The organism is Mycobacterium sp. IDUB_28, from assembly GCF_055419285.1.
Genome location: NZ_JBVAXK010000002.1, coordinates 44,679 through 63,860, shown reverse-complemented (window position 1 = coordinate 63,860; position 19,182 = coordinate 44,679). Strand labels below are relative to the sequence as shown.

Below are 19,182 nucleotides of genomic sequence, written 5' to 3'. Positions count from 1 at the left end.
CGCTACGGCAGCGCGTCCCCGGGGAACCCCAGGCACGGGTGCACCTCGTAGCTGAACACCTCGGCGACGACGCCCGGGTCGCCGGCCATGATCGCGTCCGTGTCCTCGACGGAGGCGGCGAACACCGCGACACCGCACACGTCGGACTCGTCGGTGCTCGGCAGCACCACGGCCAGCACACCGTCGTCGCGCAGGCCGAAGTTGCGCCGGCCGTGCTCCCACACGATCCCGGACGCGCCGTCGTCGCCGTAGTTGGGTCCGCGCTTGAGGATCACGACGCTGTAGGGCTTGGCCGTTGCCAGCAGCGGCGCCATCTCCTCGTCGCTGAAGGTTTTCATGACTGTCCCCGTTTCCCGCGAATGATCGCGCGCAACCGGTCCAGCCGGCCGACGATCTCGCGTTCCGCACCCCGGCCGGTGGGCCGGTAGTAGTCGACGCCCACCAATTCGGTTGGCGGATATTGCTGCGCCACGACGCCGTCCGGGGCGTCGTGGGAATATTTGTAGCCCTGCGCGTTGCCCAGCGCTGCGGCACCCGCGTAGTGCCCGTCGCGTAGCTGCGCCGGCACCAGGCCCGCCTTGCCGGCCTTGATGTCGTTGATCGCCGCGCCCAGCGCCGTGGTCACGGCGTTGGACTTGGGCGCGGTGGCCAGGTGAACGGTGGCGTGCGCCAGCGTCAGCTGTGCCTCGGGCATCCCGATCAGCGCCACCGTCTGCGCCGCCGCGACCGCCACCAACAGCGAAGTCGGGTCCGCCATGCCCACGTCCTCGCTGGCCAGGATCATCAGCCGGCGCGCGATGAAGCGCGGATCCTCCCCCGCGACCAGCATCCGTGCCAGATAGTGCAGCGCGGCGTCCACGTCGGAGCCGCGCACCGACTTGATGAACGCGCTGACGACGTCGTAGTGCTGGTCGCCGTCGCGGTCGTACCGCACCGCGGCCCGGTCCAGCGACTGTTCCACGGTTTCGACGGAGACGTGGTCGGTGACCTCGGCGGCCACCTCCAGTGCGGTCAGCGCGCGGCGGGCGTCGCCGGCCGCCAGTTGCACCAACAGTTCGACGGCTTCCGGCGCCACCGACACCGTGCCGTTCAGTCCGCGCGGATCCTCGATGGCGCGCTGCACCACGGTGCGGATGTCATCGGCGCTCAGCGGGCGCAGCTGCAAGATCAGCGACCGCGACAGCAGCGGCGCGACCACCGAGAACGAGGGGTTCTCTGTGGTGGCCGCCACCAGCAGCACCACCCGGTTCTCCACCGCGGCCAGCAGTGCGTCCTGCTGGGTCTTGGAGAACCGGTGCACCTCGTCGATGAACAACACCGTCTGCTCGCCGGAGAGCGCCCCCAACCGCGCCTTCTCGATGACCGCGCGCACCTCTTTGACCCCGGCCGACAACGCCGACAACGCCTCGAACCGGCGGCCGGTGGCCTGCGAGATGAGCCCCGCCAGCGTCGTCTTGCCGCTGCCCGGCGGACCGTAAAGGATGGCCGAGGCCATGCCGGAGCCCTCGACCAGACGGCGTAACGGCGACCCCGCCGCCAGCAGATGCTGCTGCCCGACCACCTCCTGCAGCGACGCCGGGCGCATCCGCACCGCCAGCGGCGATCCGCTCTCGGCGGCGCTTCCGGCACCGAAACCGGCCGGATCCGGTGTACCGGGCAGGTCGAACAGACCGTCGGACACGTTTTCAGGCATACCACGCAGGGCGGACAGGCCACCAATGCGCGCGTGGTGGGCGCACATTTGCTAAGTTCCCGTTTGCTACGCCCGCACGAGTCAGGCCCCGATCGACAAGAGCGAACTACGAGGCAGAGGACAGCAATGAGCCAGCCGCCAGAATATCCAGGCAACCCGGCCGACCCGCAGGGCGGATATCCTCCGGGCTACCCGCCGCAGCCGCGCCAAGGCGGTGGCTATGGGGCGCCTCCGCCGCCACCACCGAGCTTCAGCCCGCCCCCATCCGGGCCCGACTTCTCCAAGCCGCAAAGTCCGTCGCCCGGCAGCTACCAGGCGCCCGGTTACAGCGCGCCGCCACCTCCGCCACCACCCGGCGGCGGGTACGGCGCACCCCCGCCCGGCCCGGGCGCCGGCCCGGCCGCCGGCCCGTTCAGTGTGGGCGACGCCTTCAGTTGGGCGTGGGGCAAGTTCACCAAGAACGTCGGCCCGATGGCCGGATCCGCGGCGATATTCTTCGTCGTCATCGCGGTGCTCGGCGGCATCATGTACGGAGCGTTCATCGCCTCCCTGATGAGCGCGGGCACCACCACTTACGACCCGCAGACGGGTTCCTACTCGACCTACGCCTCCGACAGTGCGCTCGGCATGGGATCGATCATCGGCATGGGCCTGATGGGGCTGGTGCTGGCCGTCGTCGGTTACTACATGCAGGCCGCCATGGCGTCGGGCAGCCTGGACGTCGCCGACGGCCGGCCGGTGTCCTTGGGCTCGTTCCTGAAACCGCGCAACCTGGGTCCGGCCGTGCTGACCGCGCTGCTGGTGGCCCTCGGCGTGGCCGTCGGCACCTTCCTGTGCTACATCCCGGGCCTGATCTTCGCTTTCCTGTCGATGTTCGCGATCCAGTTCGCGATCGACAGGTCGCTGTCGCCGGTGGATTCCATCAAGGCCAGCATCAACACCACCAAGGCGAACGTGGGTCCCGCCCTGCTGTCCTGGCTCGTCCAGGTCGCCGTGCTGATCGTCGGTGAGTTCGCCTGCGGCGTCGGCCTGATCGCGGCCATCCCGGTCGCGATGCTGATCCAGGTCTATACGTACCGCAAGTTGACCGGCGGGCACGTCGCGCCGCTGGAGCAGGCCGGCCAGGCCTCTGGTCTGCCGCCCGGCCAGCAGTACCCCGGCCAGCAGTACCCGGGCCAGCAGCCCTACCCGGGCCAGCAGCAGTACCCCGGCCAGCAGCCCTACCCGGGCCAGCAGCAGTACCCTGGTCAGCAGTACTAGGCGCCATCGGCGGTAACACCCCGAAACAGGCTGTTCACGCCGAACGGCCAAAACCCGAATAACAGCCGCCCGCAACGTAAGCCAGCACTGGCGCACGCTGCGGGCGGCTGTCTCATGTGATGGGATCAGCGGTTATGAGTATCAAAGTTGCACTGGAGCACCGCACCAGTTACACCTTTGACAAGCTGGTCCAGGTGTATCCGCACGTCGTGCGGTTGCGCCCGGCGCCACACTCCCGCACTCCGATCGAGGCCTACTCGCTGCGGATCGATCCCGGCGAGCACTTCATCAACTGGCAACAGGACGCGCTGGGCAACTTTCTGGCCCGGTTGGTCTTCCCCAAGCCCACCCGGGAGCTGACCATCACCGTCGGCCTGATCGCCGACCTCAAGGTCATCAACCCGTTCGACTTCTTCATCGAGGAGTGGGCCGAGACGTGGGACCCGGATAAATCGCTATACCCCAAGGCGCTGGCGCACGACCTCGAACCGTTCCTGCGTCCCGTCGACGAAGGCGCGGAAGGGTCCGGCCCGGGCGACTTGGTGCAGGCCTGGGTCGGCAACTTCAACGTGCCCCCCGGCACCCGCACCATCGACTTCCTGGTCGCGCTGAACCGGGCCATCAACGCCGACGTCAGCTACAGCCTGCGGATGGAACCCGGCGTCCAGACGCCGGATCACACGCTGCGCAGCGGGGTGGGCTCCTGCCGGGACTCGGCATGGCTGCTGGTGTCGATCCTGCGCCAGTTGGGGCTGGCCGCCCGGTTCGTGTCGGGCTACCTGGTGCAGCTGGCCTCGGACGTGCCGCCCCTGGACGGGCCCTCGGGACCGGCCGCCGACTTCACCGACCTGCACGCGTGGACCGAGGTGTACGTGCCCGGCGCGGGCTGGATCGGGCTGGACCCGACCTCGGGGCTGTTCGCCGGCGAAGGCCACATCCCGCTGGCCGCCACCCCGCATCCGTCGTCGGCCGCGCCGATCACGGGCAGCACCGATCCGTGTACCTCGACCCTGGAGTTCACCAACACCGTCACCCGGGTGCACGAAGACCCGCGGGTGACGTTGCCGTACACCGACGACGCGTGGGCCTCGATCTGTGCGCTGGGCGACCAGGTCGACCGGCGCCTGGCCGCCGGCGACGTGCGGCTGACGGTGGGTGGCGAGCCGACGTTCGTCTCGGTGGACAATCAGGTCGACCCGGAATGGCGCACCGCCGCCGACGGACCGCACAAGCGGCGGTTGGCCTCCGAGCTGGCCGCCCGGCTCAAGGCGCAGTGGGCGCCGCAGGGTCTGGTGCAGCGCAGCCAGGGCAAGTGGTATCCCGGGGAGCCGCTGCCGCGCTGGCAGATCGGTCTGTACTGGCGCGCCGACGGCCGCGCGCTGTGGAGCGACGACACGCTGCTGGCCGACCCGTGGTCACCCGAACCGGCGGACCCGGTCGCCGACGAGACCGCACGCGACGTGCTGACGACGGTCGCCGAAGGGCTGGGGCTGCCGCTCACCCAGGTGCGCGCCGCGTACGAGGATCCGCTGGTGCGGTTGGCGAAGTCGGTCCGGCTGCCGGCCGGTGACCCGGTGGCACCCGGCGACGACCTGGACCCCGACGCCGAACAGGACACCGAATCGGGCCGCGCCGCGCTGGTGGCCCGGCTCGACGAAGCGGTCACCACCCCGGCGGCGTTCGTCCTGCCACTGCACCGCCGCGACGACGGCTCCGGTTGGGCCAGCGCGAACTGGCGACTGCGGCGCGGGCGCCTGGTGCTCACCGAGGGCGATTCCCCGGCGGGCTTGCGGTTGCCACTGAGTTCGATCAGCTGGCAACCGCCCCCGGCGTCGTTCGAGGTGGATCCGGGGACCCTCGGGTCGGTGCTGCCGCCGGAACCGGAGGGCGATACAGCCGTCGTCGTGGACCCGGAGAACGCGCCGACGACCGCCCTGGTCGCCGAGGTCCGCGACGGGCTGCTGTATATCTTCCTGCCGCCCACCACCGCCCTGGAACATTTTATCGACCTGGTCGCGCGGGTGGAGACCGCGGTGGTCAAGGCCGGCTGCCCGGTGGTGATCGAGGGTTACGGCCCGCCGACCGACCCGCGGCTGATCTTCACCACGGTCACCCCCGACCCCGGCGTCATCGAGGTCAACGTCGCGCCGACGGCCAGTTTCGACGAGCAGCGCCGACAGCTGGAAACGCTCTACGAGCAGGCCCGGTTGACCCGGCTGTCCACCGAGTCGTTCGACATCGACGGCACCCACGGCGGCACCGGCGGCGGTAACCACATCACGCTCGGCGGCGTCACCCCGGCCGACTCGCCGCTGCTGCGGCGTCCCGACCTGCTGGTCTCGCTCCTCACCTACTGGCAGCGGCACCCGGCGCTGTCCTACCTATTCGCGGGCCGATTCGTCGGCACCACCTCCCAGGCGCCGCGGGTGGACGAGGGCCGCGACGAGGCGCTCTACGAGCTGGAGATCGCGTTCGCCGAGATCGCGCGACTCTCGGCCGGTGGGGGGGCCAAGCCGTGGGTGACCGATCGCGCGCTGCGCCACCTGCTGACCGACATCACCGGCAACACGCACCGCGCCGAATTCTGCATCGACAAGCTCTACAGTCCCGAAGGCTCCCGCGGCCGGCTGGGCCTGCTCGAGTTGCGCGGGTTCGAGATGCCGCCGCATCTGCGGATGGCGATGGTGCAGTCGCTGCTGGTCCGGTCGCTGGTGGCCTGGTTCTGGGAGCAGCCGCTGCGCGCTCCGCTGATCCGGCACGGCGACAACCTGCACGGCCGGTACCTGCTGCCGCACTTCCTGATCCACGACATCGCCGACGTGGCGGCCGACCTGCGCGCGCAGGGCATCCCCTTCGAGACCAGCTGGCTGGACCCGTTCACCGAGTTCCGCTTCCCGCGGATCGGCACCGCGGTGTTCGACGGTGTGGAGATCGAGTTGCGCGGCGCCATCGAGCCGTGGAACACCCTCGGCGAGGAATCCACCGCCACCGGCACCGCCCGCTATGTGGACTCTTCGGTGGAGCGCATCCAGGTGCGGATCATCGGCGCCGACCGACACCGCTATGCGGTGACCTGCAACGGCTATCCGATACCGCTGCTGGCGACCGACAACCCCGATATTCACGTGGGCGGGGTGCGCTATAAGGCCTGGCAGCCGCCGAGCGCGTTGCACCCGACCATCTCCATCGATGTCCCGCTGCAGTTCGAGCTGATCGACCTGACCGCCGGGACGTCGCGCGGCGGCTGCACCTACCACGTCGTTCACCCCGGTGGGCTTGCCTATGACATGCCCCCGGTCAACGCCGTGGCCGCCGAGTCGCGCCGGGCGCGGCGCTTCGAGGCGTCCGGCTTCACACCCGGCAAGCTCGACCTGGCCGGTCTGCGCGAAAAGCAGGCGCGACTGTTCACCGACGTCGGCGCGCCGGGCATCCTGGATCTGCGTCGCGTGCGTACCGTGCAGCGGTAGTGGCGTCCGCAGATATGACACTCGGTCTCAGTGCAGCGTCGGCAGCTTCCTCGGAGTCCTACGACGTCGACCGTCTGCTGGCCGGATACCGCACCGCGCGCACCCAGGAAGCGCTGTTCGATCTGCGCGACGGTCCCGGTGCCGGTTACGACGAGTTCGTCGACGCCGACGGCAACGTCCGGCCGGGCTGGGACGAGCTTGCCGACGCGATCGCCGAACGCGGCCGCAGCGGCCTGAACCGGCTGCGGTCGGTCGTGCACAGCCTGATCGACCACGACGGCATCACCTACACCGGGGTCTCGGACGGACAGGCCGGGCGCGAAGCAGCCTCGGGTCACGGACCCGAACCCGGACCGTGGCGGCTGGACACCCTGCCGCTGGTGGTGTCTGCGGCCGACTGGGATGCGCTGGAAGCCGGGCTGGTCCAGCGCTCGCGGCTGCTGGATGCCGTGCTGGCCGACCTGTACGGCCCGCGCCGGCTGCTCATCGAAGGACTGTTGCCCGCGCAGCTGGTCTTTGCCCATCCCGGCTACATCCGGCCCGCCAACGGCATCACCGTGCCTGGGCACCATCAGCTGTTCATGCACGGCTGCGATGTCAGCCGGCGCTCCGACGGCAACTTCTGGGTCAACGCGGACTGGACTCAGGCGCCGTCGGGCGCCGGCTACGCGCTGGCCGATCGCCGGGTGCTGGCGCACGCGATCCCCGACCTCTACGAGCAGATCGCGCCGCGGGCGAACACCCCGTTCGCGCAGGCGCTGCGGCTGGCGCTGATCGACGCCGCGCCGGACGTGGTGCAGGACCCGGTGGTGGTGGTGCTGAGCCCCGGCATCTACTCCGAGACCGCGTTCGACCAGGCGTATCTGGCCACGCTCCTGGGTTTCCCGCTGGTGGAGAGCGCGGACCTGGTGGTGCGCGACGGCAAGCTGTGGATGCGGTCGCTGGGCACCCTCAAACGCGTCGACGTGGTGCTGCGCCGGGTCGACGCGAGCTACGTGGACCCGCTCGACCTGCGCGCCGACTCCCGCCTGGGCGTGGTCGGGCTGGTGGAGGCGCTGCACCGCGGCACGGTGACCGTGGTCAACACGCTGGGCAGCGGCATCCTGGAAAGCCCCGGGCTGCTGCGCTTCCTGCCGGAGCTGGCCGAGCGGCTGCTCGGCGAGGACCTGCAGCTGCAGACCGCACCCGTCTACTGGGGCGGCATCCCGGCCGAGCTCTCCCACCTGCTGGCGAACCTGCCGTCGTTGCTGATCAAACCGGTGGACGGCGGGGAACCCCTGGTCGGCCCGACGCTGTCGGCCGCGCAGCTCGCCGAGTTGACCGCCCGCATCGAAGCGGTGCCGTGGCGGTGGGCCGGTCAGGTGCTGCCCACCTTCTCCTCGGCCCCCACCGACCATGCCGGCGTGCTGTCCTCGGCCGGTGTCGGGATGCGGCTGTTCACCGTCGCCCAGCGCGGCGGGTACGCCCCGATGATCGGCGGCCTGGGCTATGTGACCGCCCCCGGTTCGGCTGCATACACCATGAAAACCGTTGCGGCCAAAGATGTGTGGGTGCGCCCGACGGAACGCGCGACAGCCGAGACGGTCACCCTGCCCTCGGCGCCGCAGCCGGCCAAGACCGGCGCCGGCACCTGGGGTGTCAGCTCGCCACGGGTGCTGTCCGATCTGTTCTGGATGGGACGCTACGGCGAGCGCGCCGAGAACATGGCGCGACTGTTGATCGTGGCGCGCGAACGCTACCACGTCTACCGCCACCATCAGGACAGCGAGGAAAGCGAGTGCGTGCCGGTGCTGATGGCCGCGCTGGGCCGCATCACCGGGACCGACACCGGCGCAGGCGGTGCCACCGAGTACGACCACGCCGAGATGATCGCGGTGGCTCCTTCGATGCTGTGGTCGATGACGGTCGAGCTGGACCGGCCGGGTTCGCTGATCCAGTCGGTGGAAGGGCTGGCGCTGTCGGCGCGCGCGGTGCGCGACCAGTTGTCCAACGACACCTGGATGGTGCTGGCCAGTGTCGAACGCGCCGTCGCGCTGCGGTCCGACCCGCCGCAGTCGCTGGCCGAGGCCGATGCGCTGCTGGCCGCCGCGCAGTCGCAGGCGCTGGCCGGGATGCTGACCCTGTCGGGGGTGGCCGGCGAGTCGATGGTGCGCGACGTGGGCTGGACGATGATGGACATCGGCAAGCGGATCGAGCGCGGGCTGTGGTTGACCGCGCTGCTGGCCGACACGCTGACCACGGTGCGCGGCACGGTGGCCGAACAGTCCATCGTGGAAGCCACCCTGGTGGCCTGCGAGTCGTCGGTCATCTACCGTCGTCGCACGCTGGGCAAGGTCAGCGTGGCCGCGGTGACCGAACTGATGCTGTTCGACCCGCAGAACCCGCGCTCGCTGCTGTACCAGGTGGAGCGGTTGCGCGCGCGCCTCAAAGACCTGCCCGGCTCGTCGGGCTCGTCACGCCCGGAACGGATCGTGGACGAGATCGGCACCCGGCTGCGCCGCTCGGATCCCGCCGAGTTGGAAGAGCTGGTCGACGGGCACCGCGAAGAACTGGCCGAGCTGCTCACCTGGGTGCACGCCGCACTGCGCGACCTGGCCGACGCGCTTGCCGCGACGCAGTTGGCGTTGCCCGGCGGCATGCAGCCCCTGTGGGGTGGCCCCGACGAGCGCCGGACGATGCCCGCGTAGCGGCGCCGAGCTCAGGCGGCCGCGGTGGTCTCGTCGATCACGGTGTGCACGAACTGCATCTTGTCCAGCACCGCCGGCGGCAGCACGAACGGATACAGGTCGTCGTGGCCCATCGACCGGTTCACCATGTTCAGCGACCACGACAACGGCAGCCACATGTCGATGATGGTGGGAAACGCGCTGGGTCCCAACGGCGGTCGGTCGAACGTGGCCGCCGCCGGCGCCAGGCCGCAGGACGCCGAGGTGTCCAGCGTGTCGCGGATGTGCAGGTAGTGCGCAAACGTCTCCGCCCAGTCCTCGGCGGGGTGCATGGTCGCGTACGAGGAGACGTAGTTCTTCTCCCAGCCGTCCGGTGCGCCCTCGCTGTAGTGCCGGTCCAGCGCCGCCTGATAGTCGGAGTCGGGGTCTCCGAACAACTCGTTGAACCGCGCCAGGTACTCCGGCGACTGGATCAGCCGGTAGAAGTAGTAGTGGCCCACCTCGTGGCGGAAGTGCCCGAGCAGGGTGCGGTACGGTTCGTCCATCTCCACCCGCAACTGCTCGCGGTGCACGTCGTCACCCTCAGCCAGATCCAATGTGATGACGCCGTTTTCGTGACCGGTGATGACATTCTGGTGCGCACTGGACAGCAACCGGAAGGCCAGTCCGTAGTCCGGATCTTCATCACGGCCGATGATCGGCAGTTTCAGTTCGTGCAGTTCGGCGACCAGACGCCGCTTGGCCGCTTCGGCCCGGGCGAACTCGGGCAGACCAACCGTGTCGTCATCGTTGGGCCGCTCGATGGTCAGCGAGCAGGACTCGCACAGGGTGCCCGGCGGATCGACCGGGACCAGCCAATTGCATTCCGCCACATACAGATTGGCGCACAGCTGATATTCGGCAGCCGCGACGGCGCCGGCGTGGTCGCTGTCTTCTTCCTTTTTGGCGATCACCAGCAGCGCCATCTGTTCTAGCGAAAAGCCAAGGGCGCTGCCGCAATTCAGGCAGGCCGAGTTCTCGAATGTCAGGCGTTGGCCACAGTTGGGACAACTGAAATCACGCATAGAGTTCATCACCTTCGAATGGGACGACGTCGACACCGACGTCGATGACACTGCGCTTGGAGTTGGTGTAGATGATGCCGCGCAGCGGTGGCACATCGGCGTAGTCGCGGCCGCGCCCGACCACAATGTAGCGCTGATCGACCAGCGCGTCGTTGGTGGGGTCGAGCCCCATCCACTCGTGCTGACCCGCCTGTTGCGGCGTCCATACCGACGCCCAGGCGTGGGTCGCGTCGATGCCTATCATTCGATCCTTTCCGGGGGGCGGGTTGGTGGCCAGGTATCCCGATACGTAGCAAGCCGCCAAACCGTTGGCGCGCAGACAGGCGATCGCCAGCCTCGCGAAGTCCTGGCATACCCCTTCACGCGCCGTCAGAACCTCGTTGACGCGTGTGGAAACCGTCGTCGAACCGGAACGGTAGGTGAAGTCGGTGTAGATGCGGTTTGCCAGGTCGCGCAACACCTCCACCAGAGGGCGGCCGGGCGCGAAACTGGGTGCGGCGTAGTCGCGTACCTCGTCGGTGATCTCGGGCGGGGTGAGGTCGAGGGTGAAATCGGTAGCCAGCGCGCCCTGCATCCCGGCCGGGCGGGCCGCCTCCCACGGTTGCAGCGCCGGCCCGCTGGTGTAGAGGTCGGCGATTGGCAGTCCGACGTCGACGATCGAGTCGCTGATGATGGTCAGCGCGCGGTGCGGTGTGGTGACGTGAAAGTACGAGCTGATGTTGCCGTAGGTGTCGCGGCTGGTGGATCTGTCCGCCGGCTCCGGGTCGATGACCAGCCGGTGCGCGACGCAGCGCTGGCGCAGCGAATCACGCGGGGTGAGGAACCCGCGACCGTAGGAGCCGGTCACGAGGTCGGAGTAGCGGTATTCGGTGCGATGCGTGACCCGGTAGCGCTTGGTGTCCCGAAAGTCCGTCACATGCCCAAACCTACTGGGGGCCGGCCGGCGCTGCGGCGGGCAGACCCGGGAATCTGGCCGGCCGGTTTGCAATCGGACGCGAAACGGGAACACTTGTTCACTGAAACGCCGAAAGGAGCTTGTTGTGCAGGCAGACGAAATCCGTTCGCTGGCCGATCTCGCGGGGGAAGGCACCCGGGTGCTGACCACGCTGGTCCGGGACATTCATCGGGGTATCGCCGGCCGGGTCTTCGGCACCATCGGCCCGGCAGCCGCGCCGGTGCGGGTGGTGCACGACACCACCGCGTCCGCCATCTACAGCCTGGTGGACCACGCGGTGCGCGGGTCCCTCTACGGCGCCGGGGCGTTGGCTGCCAACACGTGCAGCAATGAGGACGACGAGACGATCGAGGCCCGGCCCCGGATCGCCGGGGTGCTGGCCGCGCTCAATGGCATCTACGGCGACGAGATGACCAACCGCGACAACGGCTTGGCGCTCACCATGCAGATCCGCCGCAAGGGGCTGCCGGTCGGGTTGAGCAGGGACGCCATCGCCACGGCGTTCCCGAAAGCCACCAGCCGGATCGTGGTCTTCACCCACGGCTGGTGCATGACCGAGCGGTCCTGGTGGCGCGCACCGCGCACCGGCGAAGAACTGCGCCCCTACGGCAAACGCCTGCGCAAGGACCTCGGCTACACGCCGGTCTACCTGCGCTACAACAGCGGCCTGCACATCTCCCAGAACGGGCAGGCGCTGGCCGATCTGATCGATCGGCTGTACGCGGTGTGGCCGGTTGCGGTGGAGGAACTGGTGCTGGTGGGCCATTCCATGGGTGGGCTGGTCTCGCGCAGCGCGTGCCACTACGGCCAGCAGCACGAACACGCGTGGACCGACGACGTGTCCCACGTGGTGTGCCTGGGCTCGCCGCATCTGGGAGCCGACCTGGAAAAGGGTGTCAACGCCGCATCCTTCGTGCTGGCGCAGCTTCCTGAGACCCGAGGCGTGTCGAAGTTCCTCAACACCCGCAGCGCCGGCGTGAAGGACCTGCGTTACGGCGCTCTGCTCGACGAAGACTGGCAAGACTGCGACCCGGACGAATTCCTGCGCGACCGGTGCCAGGAGGTGCCGTTCCTGCCCGGCGCGGTCTACCACTTCGTCTCCACCACCGCCGCGCCGCGTGCGGTGGGTCTGCTGATGGGCGACCACCTGGTCCGGCCGAAGAGCGCGGCGGGTCAGGGCAAGTACCGGTCGATCCCGTTCGACGCCGCACACGGGCTCATCCTGGCCGGCCTCAACCACTTCGATCTGCTCAACCACCCGTCGGTCTACGACAAGCTGGTGACCTGGCTGAGCGGGCAGCAGACCGCCGAGCAAACGATGTCGGTGGGCTGATTTCTGCGCTGGATATTCCTCAGCACGGCAAACGCGCGCACAATGAGAGGCGTGGCTACCTGGGACGACGTCGCGCGCATCGCCGCCGAGTTGCCGCTGGTCGTCGAACATTCACAGCACGACTGGCGGGTCGGCAAGAAGCTGCTGGCCTGGGAGCGCCCGTTGCGCAGGTCGGACATCGAAGCGCTGACGCGCCACGGGGTGCAGCCGCCGACAGGCGACATCCTGGGCGTACGGGTGCCCGACGAGGGCGTGAAGTTCGCGCTGATCGCCGACGAGCCGGACATCTACTTCACCACCCCACACTTCGACGGCTACCCGGCCGTGCTGGTCACGCTGGCCGATATCGGGTTCTTCGAGCTCGAGGAGTTGATCACCGAGGCGTGGCTGACCCAGGCGCCGCGGCGGCTGGTGAAGGAGTTCCTGGCTAAGTCGTCGTAGCCATTGCCGCTGCCCTTGCGCTGCGTGCGCGCTGCAATTCGAACAGCGGGATCACCCGGGTGGTCTTCGACTGATACTCGGCGAAGCCGGGCGCCTTGGCGGTGACCTTGTCGAACAGCGCGTCGCGCTCCTCGGCGGGCAGTTCGCGCGCGGTCACGTCGTAGGCGTCGGTGCCGATTTCGATCCGGGCAGCAGGATTTGCCCGCAGGTTGTGTACCCACGCCGGACTCACCGGCGCCCCAGCGAAGGACCCGATGATGATCAGCTTGCCGTCGATGTCGAAGTAGGCCAGCGGCGAGATCCGTTGCTCGCCGGACTTGGCGCCGGTGGTGTGCAACAGCAACAGGTCGGCGCCTTCGAACTGGCCGCCCACCTTCCCGTCGTTGGCGCGGAACTCCGCGATGATGTCCTGATTGAACGTCTTGGCCAGCTCAGCCAGATCCCTGTCGGTCATGCCCCCTGAACCGGCTTGGGCGTGAAATCTATTCCCGACTCCTTGCGCTGCTGCGCGGTGATCGGCGCGGGCGCATCGGTCAACGGGTCGACGCCACCGCCGGTTTTGGGGAACGCGATCACCTCGCGGATCGAGTCGACGCCGGACAGCAACGCATTGATCCGGTCCCAGCCGAACGCGATCCCGCCGTGCGGCGGCGCGCCAAAGGTGAACGCCTCCAACAGGAATCCGAATTTCTCCTCGGCTTCGGCGGGATCGAGGCCCATCACCGCGAACACCCGCTCCTGAATATCGCGCCGGTGGATACGAATCGAGCCGCCGCCGATCTCGTTGCCGTTGCAGACGATGTCGTAGGCGTCGGCCAGCACCGCGCCGGGGTCGCTGTCGACGATGCCCTGGTGTTCGGCCTTCGGCGAGGTGAATGCGTGGTGCACCGCGGTCCACGCCCCGGAACCGACAGCGACGTCGCCGGCCTCCACCGCGTCGTCGGCCGGCTCGAACAACGGCGGGTCCACCACCCAGACGAACGCCCAGCTGCCGGGTTCGATCAGACCCAGCCGGTGAGCGATCTCCGAGCGCGCCGCCCCCAGCAGTGCGCGCGACGGCTTCACCGGGCCGGCCGAGAAGAAGATGCAGTCGCCCGGGCCGGCGCCGACGTGAGCGGCCAGGCCGTCGCGCTCGGCGTCGGTCAGGTTCTTGGCGACCGGTCCGCCCAGCGTGCCGTCGTCACCCACCAGCACGTAGGCCAGGCCCCGATGCCCGCGCTGCTTGGCCCATTCCTGCCAGCCGTCCAGCGTGCGCCGCGGTTGGGACGCCCCGCCGGGCATCACCAACGCACCCACATAAGGTGCCTGGAAAACCCGGAACGTCGTGTCTTTGAAGAACTCTGCGCATTCGACGAGCTCGAGACCGAAGCGCAGGTCGGGCTTGTCGGAGCCGAACCGGCGCATGGCGTCGGCGTAGGTCATCCGCGGGATCGGGGTGGGGATCTGGTATCCGATCAGGGCCCACAGCGCGGCCAGGATCTCCTCGGAGATCGCGATGACGTCGTCGACGTCGACGAAGCTGAGCTCCATGTCGAGCTGAGTGAACTCGGGCTGGCGGTCGGCACGGAAATCTTCGTCGCGGTAGCAGCGGGCGATCTGGTAGTAGCGCTCCATGCCGGCCACCATCAGCAGCTGCTTGAACAGCTGCGGGCTCTGCGGCAGCGCATAGAAGGTGCCCGGCCGCAACCGGGCTGGCACCAGGAAGTCACGCGCGCCTTCCGGGGTGGACCGGGTGATGGTCGGTGTCTCGATCTCGACGAAGTCGTGCCGGCCCAGCACCTCGCGGGCGGCGGCATTCACCTTGGCGCGCAACCGGATTGCCGCAGCCGGTGCGTCGCGGCGCAGATCCAGGTAGCGGTACTTCAGCCGCAGCTCCTCCCCCGCCGGCTCGTCGAGCTGGAACGGCAGCGCCGCGCACTCCCCCAGCACGGTCAGCGCGGTGGCGTTGACCTCGATGTCGCCGGTGGCGATGTCGGGGTTGGCGTTGCCTTCCGGGCGGATCTCGACCACGCCGGTGACGGCGACGCAGAACTCCGAGCGCAGCCGGTGCGCCTGGGCCAACACCTCGGATTCACGGAAGACCACCTGGGCGACGCCGGACGCGTCACGCAGGTCGATGAAGATGACACCGCCGTGATCGCGGCGGCGCGCCACCCAACCGGCCAACGTCACCTGCTGTCCGGCGTCGCTGTCCCGTAGCGAACCCGCGGCGTGGCTGCGCAGCACAAAAACTCCTTCAGACCTGGGTTGGATGACTGCCCAGTCTAAAGGGCGGGTTCCGCCCGGTACTTTTGCCGGTATTCCTACCTCTGTCGCACTCGTGGGCCCCGGCGCCGTCGGCACAACGGTCGCCGCGCTGCTGCACCGCGCCGGTCACCCGGTGTCGCTGTGCGGCCATACCCCACGCGAACGCATCGAACTGCGGCCCGATGGGGGTTCAGCGATTGTGGTGCCCGGGCCGGTGCACACCGACCCCGCCGACGTCGACGGCCCGGTCGAGGTGGTGATCCTGGCCGTCAAGGCGACCCAGAACGACGCCGCGGCAGGCTGGCTGACTCGGTTATGTGATGAGCGCACGGTGGTGACGGTGCTGCAGAACGGCGTCGAGCAGGTCGAGCAGGTGCAACCGCTGTGCCCGTCGTCGACCGTGGTGCCCGGCAGCGTGTGGTACTCCGCAGAAACCCAGCCCGACGGGTGGGTGCGGTTGCGTGGGGAAGCCGCGCTGGTGCTGCCCACCGGACCCGCGGCCGAAGCTGTTGCAGAGTTACTGCGGTCCGGGGGCTGTCGGGTGGACTGCGACCCCGACTTCACCACCGTGACGTGGCGCAAGCTGCTGCTCAACGCGCTGGCCGGATTGATGGTGCTGACCGGGCGGCGATCCGGCATGTTCCGCCGCGACGACGTGGCTGCCCTCTCGCGCCGATATGTGGCCGAATGCGTCGCGGTGGCCCGCGCCGAGGGTGCCCAGTTCGACGACGACGTCGTTGGGCAGATCGTCGATTCGTTCCGGGCGGTGCCCGAGGACATGACGACTTCGATACTGACCGATCGCGAACACCACCGACCGCTGGAATGGGATCTGCGTAACGGGGTGATCGTCCGCCGGGCGCGCAGGCACGGGCTGCCCACCCCGATCAGCGACGTGATCGTGCCGTTGCTGGCCGCGGCCAGCGAAGGCCCCGGCTAATGTCTGAGGCCATGCACCCGTGCGAACACGTCGGTCTGGACTTCATCGACAACGCCCGCTTCCGGTTTCGCAACAGCGTCGACCTGGCCATCACGCCCGAGCAGCTATTCGAGGTCTTCTCCGACGCCGAGTCGTGGCCGCGCTGGGTCGCCGTAATCAAGACGGTGACCTGGACCAGCCCGAAGCCATTCGGCGTCGGCACCACCCGCAACGCCGACCTACGCGGCGGCATCGTCGTCAGCGAGGAATTTCTGGCTTGGGAACCGTTCAGCCGCATCGCATTCCGCTTCAACGGAAGCTCGACGCAAACTTTCGCTGCGCTAGCCGAGGATTACCGGGTTGAGGCCATTCGGGGCGGTTGCCGGCTGAACTGGACCATGGCCGTGCAACCGGCCGGGCCGGCGCGGCTGGCGATGCCGCTGTTCGCGCCGCTGCTGAACCTCACGCTGCGCCGATTCCTGCGCACGCTGCGTACTTACACCGACAACCGATTCGCCACAGCGCAGCGATAGGCTGATTGCGGCGCGGTAACCAAACTCTGATTCCGGGGAGCGTGCGATGACCTTCAACGAGGGTATGCAGATCGATACCAGTTCTGCGTCCTCGTCCGGCGGCGGTGGCGGGATGGGTCCGATCGCCATCGGCGGTGGGATCGGCGGATTGCTGATCGTGGTGGTCGCGATGCTCCTGGGCGTCGACCCCGGCGGGATCGTCAGCCAGCAGCCGGTGGACACCAGCGGCGACGTGGCGCCCGGTTTCGACTTGACCAAGTGCAAGACCGGGGCCGATGCCAACAGGTACGTGCAGTGCCGGGTGGTGGCCACCGGTAACTCGCTGGACGCGGTGTGGAAGCAGCTGGTTCGCGGCTACACCAAGCCCAAGATGCGGCTGTTCAGCGGCTCGGTGAGCACCGGATGCGGACCGGCCAGCACCGAGGTCGGACCGTTCTACTGCCCGGTGGACAAGACGGCGTATTTCGACACCGACTTCTTCTCGGTGCTGGTGGACCGGTTCGGGTCCAGCGGTGGACCCTTCGCGGAGGAATACGTGGTAGCCCACGAGTACGGCCACCACATCCAAAATCTGCAGGGCACCCTGGGCCGGTCCCAGTCCGGCGCGCAGGGCGCGAAAGGTGGTGGCGTGCGCACCGAACTGCAGGCCGACTGCTACGCCGGGGTGTGGGCGCACTACGCCTCCACCGTCACGCAGGAGAGCACCGGCAAACCGTTCCTGAACCCGTTGAGCGACAAGGACATTTCCGATGCCTTGTCGGCGGCGGCGTCGGTGGGCGACGACCGTATCCAGGAGCAGGTGAACGGTCGCGTCAACCCCGAATCCTGGACGCACGGCTCGTCGGCGCAGCGCCAGAAGTGGTTCACCATCGGATATCAGAACGGTGACCCGAACAAGTGCGATACCTTCGCCACCAACGACCTGGGTTAAGTCAGGATCTGCTGTAATGCGCTGCGGCCCTGCTGGTCCAGCGGCAATTGCGGTGCCCGGGGATCGCCGACCGGTGTGCCGAGCAGGTCCAGTCCGGCCTTGACGGTGGTGGGCAGCCCGCCCGCCACGATGAACTGCAGCAGCGGTTTGAGGTCGTCGTACAGCCCCTGCGCCCGGTCCAGATCGCCGGCGCGCACCGCGTCGTACAGCTCGATGCACGGCTGGGGACGCAGATTCGGTGCGGCCGTGCACCATCCGGATGCACCGGCCTTCAGCGCGTCGAGCACCAACGGGTTGCTGCCGTTGTAGAAGGGCAGCCTTCCGCCGCTGAGTTCTCTGATGCGCTGCATGCGGGACAGGTCGCCGGTGGACTCCTTGACCATGGTGAGGTTGTCGATGCCGTCGAACATCTCGACCAGCAATTCGGGACGCATGTCGACGCCGCTGGTGGCCGGATTGTTGTAGGCCATGATCGGGATTCCGACAGCCTCACCGATGCTGCGGTAGTGCTGCGTGATCTCGCGGTCGGACAGCTTCCAATAGGAGACCGGCAGCACCATCACCGCATCGGCGCCGGCCCGCTGCGCGTACTGGGCACGCCGAATTGTCTTGGCGGTCGTCACATCTGAGACACCGACGATCACCGGCACCCGGCCATCTACCGCGCCCAGCGTGGTGTCAACAACGGTGTCGAATTCCGATTCGTCGAGGTAGGCCAGCTCCCCGGTGCTGCCGAGCGGGGCGATCGCGTGGACTCCGGACGAGACCAGCCGGTCCACCAGCGCGGCCAGCCGCTCGGTGTCGATGCCGTCGTCGCCGAACGGCGTGACCGGGTAGGCGATGATCCCGTGAACGGTGGGCACGCGATTGCTCCTTTTCAGCCGGCGGTGAGCGCGTCGGGGTGCCGCTGGAGCGCTCGTCTGGCGTAGTAGGCGAAGTTCGCCCGGCTTCGCGACGGGGTCAGGGTCCAGTCGTGTGCTTCGCGGGCCAACTCGTCGGGTAGCGGCTGGATCGCACCCGCCGCCATGGCGGCGAGCTGCAGCTTGGCGGCGCGCTCGATGAGCACCGCCAGCGAGCACGCCTCCGCCACGCTGGCCCCCGCTACCAGCTGTCCGTGGTGGGCCAGCAGCGCCGCTTTTTTGTCTCCCAGTGCGGCGGTGATGATTTCGCCTTCCTCGTTGCCGACGGGCACGCCCGGCCAGTTGGCCAGGAACGCGCAGTCGTCATACAGCGGCGTGGTATCCATGTGCGAGACGATCAGCGGCACCTCCAGCATGGACAGCGCCGCGACGTGAAAGGGATGGGTGTGCACGATGCACTGCACATCCGGCCGAGCCCGATAGATCCAGCTGTGAAAACGGTTGGCGGGGTTAGCCATTCCCTCGCCTTGCACCACGTTGAGGTCTTCATCGACCAGCAGCAGGTTGCCTGCGGTGATCTCGTCGAAGCCCAGGCCGAGGCGCTGGGTGTAGTAGGTGCCGGGCTGCTCGGCGCGGGCGGTGATCTGTCCGGCCAGCCCGGAGTCGTGGCCGGCCTCGAACAGCACCCGGCAGGTCAACGCGACCTGCTGGCGGGTGGTCAGATGCCCGTCGACCGATTCGGCGTCCAATTGTTCCTGGGCGCGGCGCATCAGTTCCGCTTTCGAGTCGGAGAACGTGGAGCCGGCGACCATG

At 68.6% G+C, this 19,182-nt stretch carries 16 protein-coding genes; 8 read left to right on the top strand and 8 right to left on the bottom strand.

The window, feature by feature from the left end:
• Positions 1-2: 2 nt before the first annotated feature.
• Together ACZYZ9_RS04345 and ACZYZ9_RS04340 are read right to left on the bottom strand one after the other, a co-directional pair.
• Positions 3-338 (bottom strand): hypothetical protein, encoded by a 336-nt coding sequence (locus ACZYZ9_RS04345; protein WP_463824994.1) that lies wholly within the window; start codon positions 336-338, stop codon positions 3-5.
• Entirely contained in the window at positions 335-1,693 is a 1,359-nt protein-coding gene (locus ACZYZ9_RS04340) for a replication-associated recombination protein A (protein WP_463824993.1), read from the bottom strand. The genes ACZYZ9_RS04345 and ACZYZ9_RS04340 overlap by 4 nt, the downstream gene beginning before the upstream one ends.
• Before the next feature lie 126 nt (positions 1,694-1,819).
• On the opposite strand from ACZYZ9_RS04340, the gene ACZYZ9_RS04335 reads away from it, so the two are divergent.
• The 3 genes from ACZYZ9_RS04335 to ACZYZ9_RS04325 all read left to right on the top strand — a co-directional run bounded on the left by ACZYZ9_RS04335 (position 1,820) and on the right by ACZYZ9_RS04325 (position 9,107).
• The gene (locus ACZYZ9_RS04335) at positions 1,820-2,953 is read left to right on the top strand and encodes a DUF2189 domain-containing protein (protein WP_463824992.1); all 1,134 of its coding nucleotides are present in this window, start codon (positions 1,820-1,822) and stop codon (positions 2,951-2,953) included.
• Positions 2,954-3,087: 134 nt separating this feature from the next.
• Positions 3,088-6,420: a transglutaminase family protein gene (locus ACZYZ9_RS04330; protein WP_463824991.1), complete on the top strand. Its 3,333-nt coding sequence runs from the start codon at positions 3,088-3,090 to the stop codon at positions 6,418-6,420.
• Between the two features lie 14 nt (positions 6,421-6,434).
• Positions 6,435-9,107: a circularly permuted type 2 ATP-grasp protein gene (locus ACZYZ9_RS04325; RefSeq protein ID WP_463825436.1), complete on the top strand. Its 2,673-nt coding sequence runs from the start codon at positions 6,435-6,437 to the stop codon at positions 9,105-9,107.
• Positions 9,108-9,118: 11 nt separating this feature from the next.
• On the opposite strand, the gene ACZYZ9_RS04320 is transcribed toward ACZYZ9_RS04325, so the two are convergent.
• A complete protein-coding gene (locus ACZYZ9_RS04320; RefSeq protein ID WP_463824990.1) occupies positions 9,119-10,150 on the bottom strand; it encodes a zinc-binding metallopeptidase family protein in 1,032 nt (343 codons plus the stop codon).
• Complete coding sequence (locus ACZYZ9_RS04315; RefSeq protein WP_463824989.1) at positions 10,143-11,066, bottom strand: transglutaminase family protein; 924 nt, start codon at positions 11,064-11,066, stop codon at positions 10,143-10,145. The genes ACZYZ9_RS04320 and ACZYZ9_RS04315 overlap by 8 nt, the downstream gene beginning before the upstream one ends.
• A gap of 124 nt (positions 11,067-11,190) precedes the next feature.
• Between ACZYZ9_RS04315 and ACZYZ9_RS04310 the strand changes: the two genes are divergently transcribed.
• Both ACZYZ9_RS04310 and ACZYZ9_RS04305 read left to right on the top strand, forming a co-directional pair.
• Positions 11,191-12,438, top strand: a complete 1,248-nt coding sequence (locus tag ACZYZ9_RS04310; protein ID WP_463824988.1) for an esterase/lipase family protein — start codon at positions 11,191-11,193, stop codon at positions 12,436-12,438.
• Between the two features lie 51 nt (positions 12,439-12,489).
• The gene (locus ACZYZ9_RS04305; protein ID WP_463824987.1) at positions 12,490-12,879 is read left to right on the top strand and encodes an MmcQ/YjbR family DNA-binding protein; all 390 of its coding nucleotides are present in this window, start codon (positions 12,490-12,492) and stop codon (positions 12,877-12,879) included.
• On the opposite strand, the gene ACZYZ9_RS04300 is transcribed toward ACZYZ9_RS04305, so the two are convergent.
• The gene (locus tag ACZYZ9_RS04300; RefSeq protein WP_463824986.1) at positions 12,866-13,333 is read right to left on the bottom strand and encodes a nitroreductase family deazaflavin-dependent oxidoreductase; all 468 of its coding nucleotides are present in this window, start codon (positions 13,331-13,333) and stop codon (positions 12,866-12,868) included. The two genes, ACZYZ9_RS04305 and ACZYZ9_RS04300, sit on opposite strands and share 14 nt — an antisense overlap.
• On the bottom strand, positions 13,330-15,132 hold the full coding sequence (aspS, locus tag ACZYZ9_RS04295) for an aspartate--tRNA ligase (protein WP_463825435.1): 1,803 nt from the start codon (positions 15,130-15,132) through the stop codon (positions 13,330-13,332). Before aspS ends, ACZYZ9_RS04300 begins: the two co-directional genes overlap by 4 nt.
• Positions 15,133-15,178: 46 nt before the next feature.
• On the opposite strand from aspS, the gene ACZYZ9_RS04290 reads away from it, so the two are divergent.
• The 3 genes from ACZYZ9_RS04290 to ypfJ are packed head-to-tail and all read left to right on the top strand — an operon-like array spanning position 15,179 to position 17,509.
• Positions 15,179-16,066, top strand: a complete 888-nt coding sequence (locus tag ACZYZ9_RS04290) for an oxidoreductase (protein ID WP_463825434.1) — start codon at positions 15,179-15,181, stop codon at positions 16,064-16,066.
• Positions 16,067-16,077: 11 nt separating this feature from the next.
• Positions 16,078-16,578 (top strand): SRPBCC family protein, encoded by a 501-nt coding sequence (locus ACZYZ9_RS04285; RefSeq protein WP_463825433.1) that lies wholly within the window; start codon positions 16,078-16,080, stop codon positions 16,576-16,578.
• Positions 16,579-16,624: 46 nt separating this feature from the next.
• Positions 16,625-17,509, top strand: coding sequence for a KPN_02809 family neutral zinc metallopeptidase (gene ypfJ, locus ACZYZ9_RS04280; protein WP_463824985.1), 885 nt, complete (start codon positions 16,625-16,627; stop codon positions 17,507-17,509).
• Here ypfJ and ACZYZ9_RS04275 read toward each other — a convergent pair.
• Positions 17,506-18,372 carry a dihydrodipicolinate synthase family protein gene (locus ACZYZ9_RS04275; protein WP_463824983.1) on the bottom strand — a complete coding sequence of 289 codons (867 nt, stop codon included), beginning with the start codon at positions 18,370-18,372 and terminating at the stop codon, positions 17,506-17,508. The genes ypfJ and ACZYZ9_RS04275 overlap by 4 nt on opposite strands.
• Before the next feature lie 14 nt (positions 18,373-18,386).
• On the bottom strand, positions 18,387-19,181 hold the full coding sequence (locus ACZYZ9_RS04270; RefSeq protein WP_463824982.1) for an aldolase: 795 nt from the start codon (positions 19,179-19,181) through the stop codon (positions 18,387-18,389).
• Position 19,182: the final 1 nt, after the last annotated feature.